12 protein-coding genes are annotated in these 13,381 nt (G+C 62.9%); 6 read left to right on the top strand and 6 right to left on the bottom strand.

Annotated elements, in window-relative coordinates:
* Positions 1 to 28 precede the first annotated feature (28 nt).
* From EPJ54_RS11450 to EPJ54_RS11460, 3 genes are all read left to right on the top strand, one after another.
* Positions 29 to 457, top strand: coding sequence for a PaaI family thioesterase (locus EPJ54_RS11450; RefSeq protein ID WP_135211844.1), 429 nt, complete (start codon positions 29 to 31; stop codon positions 455 to 457).
* 75 nt (positions 458 to 532) lie between these two features.
* On the top strand, positions 533 to 1,378 hold the full coding sequence (locus tag EPJ54_RS11455; RefSeq protein ID WP_135211845.1) for an acyl-CoA thioesterase: 846 nt from the start codon (positions 533 to 535) through the stop codon (positions 1,376 to 1,378).
* A gap of 47 nt (positions 1,379 to 1,425) precedes the next feature.
* A complete protein-coding gene (locus EPJ54_RS11460; protein WP_135211846.1) occupies positions 1,426 to 1,788 on the top strand; it encodes a hypothetical protein in 363 nt (120 codons plus the stop codon).
* On the opposite strand, the gene EPJ54_RS11465 is transcribed toward EPJ54_RS11460, so the two are convergent.
* The 6 genes from EPJ54_RS11465 to EPJ54_RS11490 all read right to left on the bottom strand — a co-directional run bounded on the left by EPJ54_RS11465 (position 1,785) and on the right by EPJ54_RS11490 (position 8,653).
* The gene (locus EPJ54_RS11465) at positions 1,785 to 2,993 is read right to left on the bottom strand and encodes an acetyl-CoA hydrolase/transferase family protein (protein WP_135211847.1); all 1,209 of its coding nucleotides are present in this window, start codon (positions 2,991 to 2,993) and stop codon (positions 1,785 to 1,787) included. The genes EPJ54_RS11460 and EPJ54_RS11465 overlap by 4 nt on opposite strands.
* On the bottom strand, positions 2,993 to 4,189 hold the full coding sequence (locus EPJ54_RS11470) for an acetyl-CoA C-acetyltransferase (RefSeq protein ID WP_135211848.1): 1,197 nt from the start codon (positions 4,187 to 4,189) through the stop codon (positions 2,993 to 2,995). The genes EPJ54_RS11465 and EPJ54_RS11470 overlap by 1 nt, the downstream gene beginning before the upstream one ends.
* 89 nt (positions 4,190 to 4,278) lie before the next feature.
* Complete coding sequence (locus tag EPJ54_RS11475; protein WP_239590881.1) at positions 4,279 to 4,923, bottom strand: glutathione peroxidase; 645 nt, start codon at positions 4,921 to 4,923, stop codon at positions 4,279 to 4,281.
* A 31-nt stretch (positions 4,924 to 4,954) separates the two neighbouring features.
* Complete coding sequence (locus EPJ54_RS11480; RefSeq protein ID WP_239590882.1) at positions 4,955 to 5,947, bottom strand: NADPH:quinone oxidoreductase family protein; 993 nt, start codon at positions 5,945 to 5,947, stop codon at positions 4,955 to 4,957.
* On the bottom strand, positions 5,947 to 7,089 hold the full coding sequence (locus EPJ54_RS11485) for an L-lactate dehydrogenase (RefSeq protein ID WP_135211849.1): 1,143 nt from the start codon (positions 7,087 to 7,089) through the stop codon (positions 5,947 to 5,949). The genes EPJ54_RS11480 and EPJ54_RS11485 overlap by 1 nt, the downstream gene beginning before the upstream one ends.
* Positions 7,090 to 7,093: 4 nt before the next feature.
* Positions 7,094 to 8,653, bottom strand: a complete 1,560-nt coding sequence (locus tag EPJ54_RS11490) for a long-chain-fatty-acid--CoA ligase (protein ID WP_135211850.1) — start codon at positions 8,651 to 8,653, stop codon at positions 7,094 to 7,096.
* Between the two features lie 125 nt (positions 8,654 to 8,778).
* On the opposite strand from EPJ54_RS11490, the gene EPJ54_RS11495 reads away from it, so the two are divergent.
* From EPJ54_RS11495 to EPJ54_RS11505, 3 genes are all read left to right on the top strand, one after another.
* Positions 8,779 to 9,411 (top strand): glutathione S-transferase family protein, encoded by a 633-nt coding sequence (locus tag EPJ54_RS11495; protein WP_135211851.1) that lies wholly within the window; start codon positions 8,779 to 8,781, stop codon positions 9,409 to 9,411.
* 211 nt (positions 9,412 to 9,622) lie between these two features.
* Positions 9,623 to 11,947, top strand: a complete 2,325-nt coding sequence (locus EPJ54_RS11500) for a TonB-dependent receptor (RefSeq protein WP_135211852.1) — start codon at positions 9,623 to 9,625, stop codon at positions 11,945 to 11,947.
* A gap of 64 nt (positions 11,948 to 12,011) precedes the next feature.
* Positions 12,012 to 13,379 carry a spinster family MFS transporter gene (locus tag EPJ54_RS11505; RefSeq protein ID WP_135211853.1) on the top strand — a complete coding sequence of 456 codons (1,368 nt, stop codon included), beginning with the start codon at positions 12,012 to 12,014 and terminating at the stop codon, positions 13,377 to 13,379.
* The last annotated feature ends 2 nt before the right edge of the window (positions 13,380 to 13,381 follow it).

Consider the following 13,381-nt stretch of genomic DNA (forward strand, 5'->3'; position numbering starts at 1 on the left):
GCGCCGCGCACGCGCCTACACTCGCGCCATGACTGACACACCCGCTACACCCGAAGCCATGCTCGCGCGCCTGAAGCAGAGCGTGCAAAAATCCGGCTTCACCACCATGCTCGCCGCACAACCGCTGAAGTGCTGGGCCGGCGAGTCCGAAATTCTGCTCGATCTCCGGCCTGAGCTGACGCAACACCACGGTTTCGCCCATGGCGGTGTCATCGGCGCATTGGCCGACAATGCGTGCGCTTGGGCGGCGGCGTCCGTTGCCGGAGATGTGGTGACATCGAGCTATACGCTGCACTTCCTCGGACCAGCGCTTGGCGAGCGGCTGCGCGCCAAAGGCCGGGTGGTCCGCGCCGGCAAACGCCAGGCCACTGTTCAGGCCGACGTTTTCGCGGAAAAAGGCGAAGAATCAAAGCTGGTGGCCACCGCTTTGGCCACGATCGCCCGTGTTGAACGCTGATTCAGCGGCGGCGCTTGTGCCCGCCGCCGCCCTGCCATATCGAACGGGCTTCCTCCCCTGCTCCAGGTCGCGCCCATGTCCGTGATGGACGAACTCGTCAACATTCTCACGCTCGAACCGATCGAGGTGAACCTCTTCCTCGGCCGCTCACCGCCCGGCGAGCGCGGCCGTATCTTTGGCGGCCAAGTCGTCGCGCAAGCGCTGACGGCGGCATACAAAACCGTGAATGGTTCGATCTGCCATTCGCTGCAAAGCTATTTCATCCGTCCCGGCGACCCGACGCTGCCGGTGCTCTACCAAGTTGAGCGCTCGCGCGATGGCAAGAGCTTCGCCACGCGGCGCGTGATCGCGATTCAAAAGGGCGAGCAGATCTTCAATCTCGCCTGCTCGTTCCAGGTCCCGGAAGACGGCTACGATCACGCTGATGAGATGCCGTCCGCACCACGGCCAGAGGAGCTGCAGGAAGAGAGCGAGCGGTTGCGCATCGTCTTCAAGGACCATCCTGAGGAGCTCGCACGTGCGACGCGCGATCGGCCGATCGAAACCCGGCACATTTCACCCATCAATATCCTAGCTCCCGAGATCAAACCGTCGGCGCACCAGATGTGGTTCCGCGCACGTGGCGACCTCGGTGACGATATCGGCTTAAACCAAGCGCTGCTCGCGTACGCGTCTGACTATTCGCTGTTGGGAACCTCCATGCGACCGCACGGCGTGTCGTGGATGTCGGGCGTGCAGACGGCGAGCCTCGATCACATCCTCTGGTTCCATCGCCCCACGAACTTCTCGCGCTGGCACCTCTACGTGCAAGACAGCCCGTCTGCATCTGGAGCGCGCGGCTTCAATCGCGGCGCGATTTACCGCGAGGACGGCGTGCTGGTCGCATCGGCCGCACAGGAAGGCCTAATTCGTAAGAGATAGGGCTTCGCTAATCGGCCGTTAGCTAACATTCATGTAAACTCCGCTACGTGAACAGGAAGTGGGTCGATAACGAGGTCTATTTCGGACCGGACCGCCGTCAACGCGACGGTGGCAAGCGCTGGGGCGACCAGCGCAAGGTGAACGACGCCGGTGATCCGCCGCCACTCGGCTCGCTTCTCCGCCGTCTGCAAATCGCGCTCTACGACATCAACGATCCGGCCAAGCGCCAGCGCGTGCAGCAGATGATCAGCCTCGGCATTATGGAAGCCCAGCGCCAGGGCAACGCGGCCGCCGCTGATCGTATGCATCAGCTCTCACGGATGATCCTGCTAAAAGCGCCCATGTCGCAAATCGAGTCGATGCTGATGGAATCACAGGCGGCCGCGCAAATGACAGGCGGCTTCCGCTAAGAACTCGCCGCGTCCCACGCCGCTTTCAACATCTCCCTATGCGCGGGCGCGGCGATCGCGATCAAGCGCTCGGCCCGCGCATCATGCGAACAGCCGCGTAAATCCGCCGCGCCATATTCCGTGACCACGACATCGATATCGAAGCGGCTGAGCGATACCGGCCCTCGCCCCGCCCCAGGCGTCACGATGCGGCTGGCGCCCCGCGCCATCGATGGCAGCACAAGGATGCGCACGCCGCCCGCGAGCTTGGCCCCGCGCGAGAAATCCAACGCACCGCCCGGACCCGAGGCAAAGCCATTCGGAACCCGCTCGGCATAGGCTTGGCCGAACAGATCGACTTCAAGCGCGCCGTTGACGGCAATCAGCCCACACTTGCTGCGCAGCACATCGGGCGCGTGCGTGTGCGCGACGGGCTGAAATGCAAAGCGTGAAGCATGGAGCGCTGTGTAGAGGCGCGGGGTGCCGATGGCTAAGCCTGTTGTCACGGCATCGTCGGCTGCGAGCGCGCCAGCCTCGTGCAGATCAAGCGCCCAATCGCTAATGAAGCCCGTGTGGAGGCTTAAGGCCTTCCTCGAGCGCAGCGCGCGCATCACCGCGCCGGGCGCTTTGCCGATGCCGGTCTGCACGATTGCGCCGTCCGGTACGAACGCCGCCGCGTTGCGGCCGATCGCCAGGGCGATCTCATCGTCGGGCGCTTCATTCAACTCAATCAGCGGCGCATCCGCGCGCACGACATGCGTCAATGCTTCGAACGGAAGCCCTGCGTGTCCCCGCGTGTGCGGCATGGACGGATTGATGTGGGCGATGCGGATTGGAATCTGCGGCCAGAGCTCCGCGGCGAAATCCACGGCGACGCCGAAACTGCACTGGCCCGCTGCATCCGCTGGCGATGCCGTGAACAGCACAGTGTCGATGGGTTCAGCGCGAAGATATGAGAGGATGTCGTTGTAGCCAAGCGGCAGAAATTGCGCGGCAGCGGCTTTGAGTTCGGGCGTCAGGAAGAAGGTCGTGAATGTCCCGCCATAGGCGTGCGTGTTCACGCCCGGCAGAAACACGCCCACGTACGATAGATCAGGCCGCGCCGCGACCCCCGCTTGCACGGCATCCGCGATAACCCGGGACTCACCCGCAGCGCCCTGCACCAAGACGCGCGCACCATGCGGCAGCGTACTCAGCACCTCGTCCGCGCTGATGACGCGCGGCACTAGGCGCGCTCGAAAATCGCGGCCAAGCCCTGCCCGCCGCCGATGCACATCGTCTCCAAGCCATAGCGCCCGTCGCGGCGATGCAGCTCACGCACGAGGTTTGCGAGGATGCGCCCGCCCGTGGCGCCGATCGGGTGGCCCAACGAAATGCCGGAGCCGTTGACGTTGAGCTTGTCGCGATCGTCCCAGCCCCAGCCCTTCAGCACGGCCAGCACTTGCGGCGCGAAGGCTTCATTGAGCTCCACGAGATCGATATCTTTCCAGCCCAGGCCGTTGCGCTTGAACAAGCGCTCCACCGCCGGCACCGGGCCAATGCCCATGCGTGACGGATCGCAGCCTGCCGCGGCCCATGAGTGAAACCACGCCATTGGTTCGAGTTTCAGTTCGTCCAGTTTGTCCTCAGCCACAACCAGGCACGCAGCAGCCGCATCATTCTGCTGGCTTGCATTGCCCGCGGTGACGATTCCACCCTTCTCGATCGCGCGCAACGCGCCGAGCGTTTCCATCGATGCGTCAGGCCGATAGCCCTCGTCCTTGGCGAACATGATCGGCTCGCCCTTCTTCTGCGGCACCGGTACTGGCGCGAGTTCATCCGCGAACTTGTTTTCCGCCCAAGCGTTGGTCGCGCGCTTGTGGCTCATGACGGCGTATTCGTCCGCCTGCTCACGCGTAATGCCATAATCCTTGGCGAGATTTTCCGCGGTCTCGATCATGCCGGTGATAACGCCAAAGCGCGCAATCGGCTGCGACATCACGCGGCCGCGCGACAAGCGGTCGTACATCACGGAGTCACCTGCGCGCGCGCCGCCACGCATGGCAGTCGAATAGTATTCGACATTGCTCATGCTCTCGACGCCGCCTGCGATGACGACATCGGCCACACCCGTCTGCACCATCATTGCAGCATCGATCACCGATTGCAGGCCGGAGCCGCAGCGACGATCAAGCTGATAGCCAGGTACCGAGATCGGAAAATCCGCCGCCAACGCTGACCAGCGCGCGATGCATGGCGCTTCGCCATTGCCGTAGCCCTGCGCGAAGATCACATCGTCCACGCGCTCGGGATCGAGCTTGGTGCGCTCGATCAGGGCTCGGAGGATCACCGCGCCAAGTTCACCCGCCGGGATCGAGGCAAGCGCGCCCTGAAACTTACCAACGGCGGTACGGATCGGGCTGACGATGGCGGCTCTACGCATGGGCTTTCCTCGGCTGACGCGATGGCGCGTCACTCATCGCTTAGTCAGCCGCAGCGCAACCCGCAATGGCGCCGCCGGGAGAGGTGCGCCTAGGTCGCCAGCGCCGCCTCGATGGCGGTGCGGATTTCGGCCGACGTGGGCGTCACGTCCGATGGGAAAGCGGCCAGGATGCGCCCGTCTCGCCCGACCAGGATCTTGTGGAAATTCCATTGCGGCACGGCCGCGTCCCCAAACTCGGTGCGCGCCCATTGATAGAATGGATGCGCATGATCGCCCACAACGTCCGCCTTTGCGGCCATCGGGAAGGTGACGCCAAAATTCAGCGTGCAGAAATCTTGGATCTCCTGCGCCGAGCCCGGCTCCTGCCCCGCGAAATTGTTCGCTGGCACGCCGAGCACCTCGAAGCCGCGCTCGTGATACTCGGTGTAAATTTCCTGCAAGCCCGCATATTGCGGTGTGAACCCGCACCGCGACGCCGTATTCACGACGAGCACCACTTCGCCTTGAAAGGCCGTCATCGGCACGCGCTCGGCAACAAGACCATCGAACACAAACTGATACGCGGTGTTGTCACTGGTCGGCGCGGGTGCGGCGGCGAAGCGCGCGCGTTGCTCATCGACAGCGGCGGTGACAGCAGCGCTGCGTTCAGCGGCGACCTCCGCGGTGGGCGGTTCCGGCGCGCGATTGCAGGCGGCGGCGAGCATGATGAGGCCCGCCAACAAAAGCTTACGCATGTCACTCTCCGGATTGCTTAGGTCGCATCGTTTAGGGCCGGACAACAACCCGTCCGACGCAGGCGCGCGAGACCACACGCGCAACGGCCTGACGCCAATCGTCCAGACCCCATTCCGAATCCACATACGGCCGCAAGCCGTTTTCGGACCATGCCTCGGTAAGAAAGCGCCACGACTCGCGCCGCTTCTCCGGGAAGCGCCGGCTATACTCGCCCGCGCGCACGCCTAGCACGGAGATATTCTTGATCAGCGCACGATTGACCGCGAGCGTGGGGATACGCCCCGACGCGAAGCCCACGACGAGCAATCGCCCGGCGAACGACAGGCATGACAAGCATTGATCAAACGCGTCGCCGCCCACTGGGTCATAGACGACATTCACGCCGCCGCCGGAGAGTTCGCGCACTTCGTCGCGGAACGGCGCGCTGGAATCGATGACGCGCGCATTTGGAAACGCCTGCGAAATCTTCGCGCGTTTCTCCGCACTTGATGCGCCAGCGATCACACCGGCGCCGAGGCGTGTCGCCAAATCAACCGCGGCGAGGCCAACGCCGCCAGCTGCGCCGAGCACAAGCACCCACTCGCCAGCTTGCAATTGCGCTGCATGCACGAGTGACACATGCGCCGTCAGGTAGGCCGAAGGAAACGCCGCGCCTTCGGCGAAATCCGCATGCGCGGGTATGGGGGTGAGGCCGGCGGCCGGGACAGCGCAATATTCCGCGAACGCGCCCGTCAGTGCGCCGGTCGCAATGCGCGCACCGAGTTCAACATTAGCGACACCCTCGCCCAGCGCCACAACTTCGCCGGCGAGATCGCCGCCAAAGACGAAGGGCAAATCGGGTTTGTGTTGATAGGCGCCGCGCGTCATCAGCAGCGCAGGAAAACCGAGAGCGGCCGCGCGCACGCGGATCAGAACGTCGCCCGCCTTTGGCGCCGGACTTGGTTGCGTGACGATTGAACAGCCGGCGAAATCCTCGGCCAGCGCCGAGACTTCCAGCGCGCGCATCTGCGACGCGATCGCCATCAAGCGGCGTCGATAATATCGCGGTTGGCGTTCTTCACGTCCGTCACGCCGGTGAGCGCCATCGCCACATGCATCTCCTTGCGCAGCAATTCGAGCACGTGAGCGACACCGCGTTGTCCCGCGCCCGCCAGAGCGAGCGCCCAGGCGCGACCAAGAAGGCACCCATTGGCGCCCAGCGCAAGCGCCTTCAGGACATCCATGCCGGAGCGGATGCCGCCGTCGAAGAAAATCGTCGTACGCTCATCCACTTTTTCAGCGATGCGCGGCAGCACGCTGATGCTTGACGCAGCGCCATCCAATTGTCGGCCGCCGTGGTTGGACACAACGATCCCGTCCACGCCCTGCTGCAGCGCAAGCTCGGCGTCCTCGACATCGAGCACGCCTTTCAGGACGATCTTGCCCTTCCAGCGCTCACGCACCCAGGCGATATCTTTCCAGGTCACCGACGCATCCATGTTGGCGACAATCCACGGCATGAATTCGTCGATCTGCTTGGCGCCCTTCACAGCGCCGACGAGATTGCCGAACATCAGCGGCTGACCACGCAGCGCCACGTCGTACGACCAATGCGGCCGCACCGCGCCTTGCATGACGCGATTGATGAGCCCCACCGCGCCCGGATTGTTCATGCCGGTGCGGATGTCGCGATAGCGCGCGCCGCCGACGGGCAAATCGACGGTGAACATCAGCACATCGACACCGAGTGCGGCCACGCGATCGAGCACGCCTTCCATGAAGGCGCGATCCTTCAGCATGTAGAGCTGATACCAAAGCAGATCGCCGGCGACCGCGGAGACCTCCTCGGCGCTGCAAATGCCGACCGTCGACAAACAGAACGGCACGCCCGCCGCCTTCGCCGCGCGCGCGGCCTGCACTTCGCCGCGCCGCGCAAACGCACCGGCGAAGCCAACCGGGCCAAGCGCCACCGGCAGCGGATAGTCGCGGCCGAACCATGTCGCCTTTGTCGAAAGCTTGGACACATCGCACATCACGCGCTGGCGCAATTTCAGCGCACGCATGTCCGCGACATTGGCGGCGAGCGTCACCTCATCGTAGGAGCCGCCATCGATGTATTCGAAAAACATGCGCGGCAAGCGCCGCCGCGCCAATTCGCGATAATCTGAAATCGAAGCTGCGATCAAGCGTTCACCCTAATTTGCCCGCGCTCGCATAGGTTTTGCGCAGAAGCGGCTTTAGAATTTTACCGGTGCCGCTGCGCGGCAACGGATCGGCGGAGAAAATCACCTGTCGCGGCACTTTGTAGCCGCCAATCATGGTTCGGCAATGCGCGATCAGATCGCCCTCTGTCAGCGAACTCTCCGGCTTCAGATGCAGGATCGCGGCGACGCGCTCGCCCCACTTCTCATCCGGCAAACCAATCACGGCGCATTCGGCGACGCTCGGATGCGCGTAGATCGCGTTTTCCACTTCGGCCGAATAGACGTTCTCGCCACCCGTGATGATCATGTCCTTGATGCGATCGACGATGTAGAGATAGCCGTCCGCGTCGAGCTTGCCAGCGTCGCCGGTGTGCAGCCAACCGTTCTTTACGGCGGCCGCAGTCTCGGCGGGTTTATTCCAGTAGCCGGCCATTACGCCCGGCCCGCGAATGCACACTTCGCCCACTTCGCCGGCTGGCAGCACATTGCCGGACGGGTCACGAATTTCGAGATCATTGCCTGCGATGGGTTGGCCGACGGAATACATGCGATGTGCGAACGGGCCGTCCGGCTGGTGGTCTTGCGGCAGCAAGCAAGCGCCCGTCGCCGTCGTTTCCGTCATCGAATAGCCTTGGTTGAAGCCAACGCCCGGCATCTTCTCCATCGCGCGATTCAGCAGCGCCGGCGGCATGGGCGAGGCGCCATAGATCAAACGCTCCATGCAGGTGAGATCGTACGATTCCACATTGGGCGCGTTGAGCATTTGATTGATCATCGCCGGCACCAGCACCGAATGCGTGATCCGCCGCTCTGCAATAGTTTTAAGTGCGTCCGCGGCATCGAAACGCCGCGCGATCACGATGCCGGACGCTGCGAAAGTAAGGCCGACAAGGAATGTGCCAGCGCCGACGTGAAACATGGGCATGACGCAGAGCGCATTGGTGCGCGCGGAAAGCGCGAAGGGGCTCGCAATCATCAGACCGGTGAAAAACACATTGTCCGACGTCAGCATCGCGCCTTTGGACTGCCCCGTCGTACCGCTCGTATAGAAGAGATGCACCACTTCGGCGCCGCCGCGCTCCTGATCGGCAAGCGGTGAATTCTCCACCACCAGCGCCTCGTAGTCGCGCGCGCCGTTGGGGGCCGCAGCCGAGTCGGAGCCCGCGTAAATGACATGGCGCACCGAGGGGCAGGCTTTGGCCAATTGCTCGGCCAGCGGCGCGAAGGCGGCATCGACCACCAGAGCGGTCGCCGCGCAGTCCTGCAGCGCCGCGATCATCTCAGGGACGGCCCAGCGCGTGTTGAGGCTGGCCATGATCAGATCGGCCCAGGGTGCGGCCCAATAGAGTTCAAAGAAGGCGGCGCTATTCTCGGACAAAACCGCGACGCGATCGCCGCGCTGCAATCCCAGCGCGCGGAGGCCGGCCGCAACCCGCGCTACGCGATCTTCGACGGTCGCCCATGGCCGGGTGACGCCTTCAAACTCGATCCCAGGAAAGTCGCCGCGCACACGGGCGGCGCGCCTCAAACCATGTGTCGCCAGCATGAACCGGATTGTAGCCGGAAATTCCGGAACGCGCGCCAGCCCAGGTTGCGGTGCAGAGTCGATCTGAAGAGGAAACGGTGAATAATGCCAAGTGTCGCATGAGCGGCGTCAGGCAAGGACATTCCATGAAGCTCTATCATTGCCGCGACGCCCGCTCCCTTCGCCCGCTTTGGACGCTCGAAGAGATGGAACTCGCCTACGAGCCGGTTCTGCTGCCCTTCCCGCCGCGCGTCTTCGCCAAGCCCTACCTGATCGAAAACCCGCTCGGCACCATCCCGCTATTGGTCGATGGCGATGTACGGATGACGGAATCCTCCGGCATCTGCTTTTACCTCACGCAGAAATATGGCCCGACACCGCTGGCAGTCGCGCCCGACGAGCCGGATTACGCCAGCTTTCTGAACTGGCTCTTCTTTAGCGACGCCACTCTGACATTCCCGCAGACGTTGGTCCTTCGCTACCGCCAGTTCGAAACGCCAGAGCGACGCAATGAGCAGGTCGCGGGCGATTACGAGAAATGGTTCTTCGGTCGGCTGCGCGCGCTTGATGCGGCGCTAGAAGATGGTCGCGAATGGCTGTGCGCCGGCCGCTTCACCATCGCCGACATCTGCATCGCGTATGCGCTGCATCTGGCTGACGTTCGCGCGAACCTCGGCCACGGCCTGAGTGAACGCGTTCGCGCTTATCTTGATCGCGCGCGCGCGCGGCCAGGTTTTGTACGCGCTCGCAGCATTGATGCGCAGGCGCCACAGTATTGAGGCGCTAACAGTGTCAAACGCCGTTCTATGGTAAGATTTCGCCAGATTAGCGAGCCGCTCGGCGAATTTGAGCAAAACTCCTGGCGCGTTTTGCAGAGCAGGCAACCTGTCACTTGTTAAGGTCTTGCTCGAAATAGCGCAGGCGGAGGCCTGCGCGCGGCTCATAAATCTGAGCCGAATAAGAATACCGTGTTGTTCGGGGAGGAAAGCTATGAGCGGGCGAAAGCTTGAGGGCAAAATCTATAAGCGGGCGCTGTTTCTAGCGGCCGGCGTGGCGCTTGGCGCGCTCGGCACGGCAGTGCCAGCGTACGCGCAAGACGAAGACGAGATCGTCGTCACCGCGCAACGTCGCGTGGAGCGCCAGATCGAGGTGCCGATTTCACTGACGGCGCTAACCGGCGATCAACTCGATCGCGCCGGCATCGACAACGTGCAAGAGCTCGCGCAAGTCACGCCAGGCTTCATCTTTGAAGACAGCCTCATTTCATCAGGCCAACGCGCGCGTATTCGCGGCATCGGCAGCCCGACCTTCACCAGCGGCGTTGAAACCAGCGTCAGCGTCGTCATCGACGGCGTGGTCACCGGCCCGACGGGCTCTGGCTTGTCCAACCTATTCGACGTGGAGCGCGTTGAAGTTCTACGCGGCCCGCAAGGCACCTTGTTCGGCAAAAACTCCACCGCCGGCGTGGTCAGCGTCACGACGCGCGGCCCGACCGATGAATTCGAAGCGTATCTGAACGTCTCGCGCACTTGGGACGATTTCAGCGATGAAGTCGACTACGCCTCGACACGCGTTGAGGGCGCGGTCAGCGGGCCGCTTGGCCCGGATACGCGTGCACGCTTGGCCATGTTCACGCTCGTGGACGACGAAGGCCTCGCCTATAACAACTTCCTGGACACCGATGAGAACCGCCGCAACCAGTGGGGCACGCGCTTCTCGTTCGAGCAAGATATCGGCCAGTGGGGTTTCGACCTCAGCGCCGCGTATATCGAGACCAATGATCGTTGCTGCGGCCCGACCTTCCGCGAAATCGATCCGGACGTGCTCGCGGACGTCAACAATGGCGCGCCTACGCCCGCTGGCTTTGGCCGCATTCCCACGCTGATCGCGCTCGCCGCCGCCAACAATATCGAGATTGGCCCGGAAAATCGCACATCGATGGCGTCTGATCGCGTCGGCGAAAGCACCACCACGGCGCATGTCAGCCTCACAGCGGATTATGAGTTCGACAACGGCTTCATTTTCCGTTCGATCACGGGCTATCGCCATTGGACGAGCTACGGCGAAGACGATTCAGAGCGTATGGCCGTTGATATTGCCGACGCCACGTTCGGCGACATCGATCTGAAAATCTTTAGCGAAGAGCTCCAGCTGATCTCGCCCGGCGACGGCCGCCTCAACTACGTGCTTGGCCTCTACTATTACGATCAAAGCCTCGACGATACGTTCCGCGTCGGCGGCGCGCTCGGCACGGCCAACCCGCTGCAAGCCGTCTCGACCGCGAACAGTCTGATCGAGGTGACCAATTGGGCGGTGTTCGCCAACGCCACCTACGATCTCACGGACTCGTTGGAAGTCTTGGGTGGCATCCGCCTCCTTAGCGAAGAGCAATCCATGGCCGGCGTTCGCGTCGGCACCTTCTTCGGCGCGAACCGTCCGTTCCAAGAAGTGTCGGTGCAGGACGAAGATTGGGTGGGGCGCGCAGGCCTGCGCTATGCGCCGAACCGGGATCTCTCGATCTTCGCCACGGTCAGCCGCGGCTATAAAGGTTCGGGCCTCAACAATTCGAACAGCGGTCCGTTCTTCTCGCCAGCCAACAGCGCCGATCCAATTCTCGATCCGGAAACGGTGATGAGCTACGAGGTGGGTTGGAAGCAACGCTGGTTTGGTGGAGCTCTCGAAACCAACATCGTGGCCTACCATTCGGAGTTCCAGGACTTCCAGACCTCGGCCTTTGACGGCGCGTCCAACACGTTCTCGCTTCGCAACGCCGGCGTTATCACGCTCGACGGTATCGAAATCGATGCAACGGCGCGGCCTTGGGAGGGCGCCTCATTCACACTGGGCGCCGCCTACATCGAGGCAATCTTCGATGAATTCGAAGGTGCGCCTTGCACAGCGATCCAATCGACCTACGGCATTTGCCCTCCAGCGACACCAACTTCGCTGGCCGGCCAAGACCTGTCGGGCCGAGCAGTCGATGGCGCTCCGGAGCTGCAAATCTCCCTCAGCGGTCGCCAAGACTTCCCGCTGGGCTCTTATGGCGCCTATGTGAGCGGCGATGTCTCCTATCGCTCGGAAGTGAACTACAATTCGGATCTCGATCCGATGCTTGTGCAGGAAGGCTTCTCCGTCGCGAACTTCCGCGCCGGTCTCATGCCGAACGACAATATCGAGATCGTCGGCTTTGTCGAAAACGCCTTTGACGAAACCTATGCCTTGCGCATTTCGCCGGCCCCACTCCTCCCCGGGGTTACGTCGCACTATCTCGCGCCCGGTCGCACCATTGGTGTCGAACTGCGCTTGACGCGTTAAGGCCCTTCAAGACCCTGTTGCGAGTCCCGCAACAGGGTCTTTTTCTTTTGCGCGTGGAGTACGCATGACCAGCATCGACGCCGATAAGAGCGATCCCACCGCGCCGCAAACGACAGAACAGCCCTGGCCCGATCGGCGCTACGCCTGGTTCGTCGTCACGCTTCTGGTGCTTGCGTTCACCAGCTCCTTCATCGACCGCCAGATCGTATCCCTGCTGGTCGGCCCGATTCGCGCAGACCTCAATATCTCGGACACGCAGTTCAGTCTGCTCGTCGGTCTCGCATTCTCAATCTTCTATTCCTTCTGCGGCCTGCCGATCGCCTATGCCGCCGATCGTTATAGCCGACGTTGGATCATCACGGCGGGTGTCTTTTCCTGGAGCATCATGACCGCACTCTGCGGTTTGGCCGGCAGCTTCTGGCAATTGTTCTGGGCGCGCGTCGGCGTTGGCGTCGGCGAAGCGACTCTGACGCCTTCCGCCTCATCGCTGATCTCCGATTATTTCCCGCGCGAACGCCGCGGCCTGGCCATGGCCGTATACGCCACCGGCGTTTATTGGGGCTCCGGCCTCGCGCTGATGATCGGCGGCCTTGTTGTGCGCGCCGTCGAGAATGCACCGCCTGTCGTGTTGCCGATCGTGGGCGAACTGCGCGCTTGGCAGACCGTGTTCTTCATTGTCGGACTGCCGGGGATTCTGCTTGCGCTCTTGATGCTGCTGATCCGCGAGCCGGTTCGCCGCGGCGCGGCGCCGACGAGCGGCGAAGCCAAAGAAAAGCTCGCGCCAGTTTTGCCCTTCCTTGCCAAGAATGCCGGCGCGATCGCTTCGATCTTCATGGGCTTCACGCTGCTCGGCATGGTCGTGATCGCCTATCTGACCTGGATTCCAGCGATCTTCATGCGCTCGTTCGGCTGGGACGCTGCACAAGTGGGCCTCACCTTCGGCGCCATCGTTATCGTGTTCGGCACCGGCGGCATTCTCGCTGGCGGCTTCATCACCGATTGGCTGACGCGGAAGGGCCATCAAGACGCAGCGGTGCGCGCTGGCCTCTATGGTGGCGTAGCAACGATATTCCTGGCCGCGCTCGCGCCGCTCTTGCCGACTCCCGAGCTCATTCTCGCCGGCGCCGCCTTGGCGCTCTTCGCTTCGACCTCGACGCAAGCGCTTCCGGTAGTCGCGATCCAATTTATGACGCCAAACAATCTGCGGGCGCGCATGGCGGCGATCTATTTCATGGTCGGCAGCCTGCTCATCTTCACGGGTGGCCCGACGCTCGTCGCATTGTTCACAGACTATGTGTTCCGGGACGATGCGGCCGTCCGCTATTCGCTCGCCGCAGTTTGCGCGGTTATCGCACCGATCGGCGTGTTGTTGATGTTCTTGGCCTTGAAGCCTTACCGGCGCAGCGTCGCCGAGGCCGCCGCCTGGGAGTAATA

The sequence above is a fragment of the Vitreimonas flagellata genome (assembly GCF_004634425.1).
Taxonomy (GTDB): Bacteria; Pseudomonadota; Alphaproteobacteria; order Caulobacterales; family Aquidulcibacteraceae; genus Vitreimonas; species Vitreimonas flagellata.

Excerpts from the sequence above, each read along its gene's own strand:
- EPJ54_RS11505 (WP_135211853.1), top strand. The coding sequence starts at position 12,012 with ATGACCAGCATCGACGCCGATAAGAGCGATCCCACCGCGCCGCAAACG.
- EPJ54_RS11470 (WP_135211848.1), bottom strand. The coding sequence starts at position 4,189 with ATGCGTAGAGCCGCCATCGTCAGCCCGATCCGTACCGCCGTTGGTAAG.
- EPJ54_RS11495 (WP_135211851.1), top strand. The coding sequence starts at position 8,779 with ATGAAGCTCTATCATTGCCGCGACGCCCGCTCCCTTCGCCCGCTTTGG.
- EPJ54_RS11490 (WP_135211850.1), bottom strand. The coding sequence starts at position 8,653 with ATGCTGGCGACACATGGTTTGAGGCGCGCCGCCCGTGTGCGCGGCGAC.
- EPJ54_RS11500 (WP_135211852.1), top strand. The coding sequence starts at position 9,623 with ATGAGCGGGCGAAAGCTTGAGGGCAAAATCTATAAGCGGGCGCTGTTT.
- EPJ54_RS11480 (WP_239590882.1), bottom strand. The coding sequence starts at position 5,947 with ATGGCGATCGCGTCGCAGATGCGCGCGCTGGAAGTCTCGGCGCTGGCC.
- EPJ54_RS11455 (WP_135211845.1), top strand. The coding sequence starts at position 533 with ATGTCCGTGATGGACGAACTCGTCAACATTCTCACGCTCGAACCGATC.
- EPJ54_RS11450 (WP_135211844.1), top strand. The coding sequence starts at position 29 with ATGACTGACACACCCGCTACACCCGAAGCCATGCTCGCGCGCCTGAAG.
- EPJ54_RS11475 (WP_239590881.1), bottom strand. The coding sequence starts at position 4,923 with ATGCGTAAGCTTTTGTTGGCGGGCCTCATCATGCTCGCCGCCGCCTGC.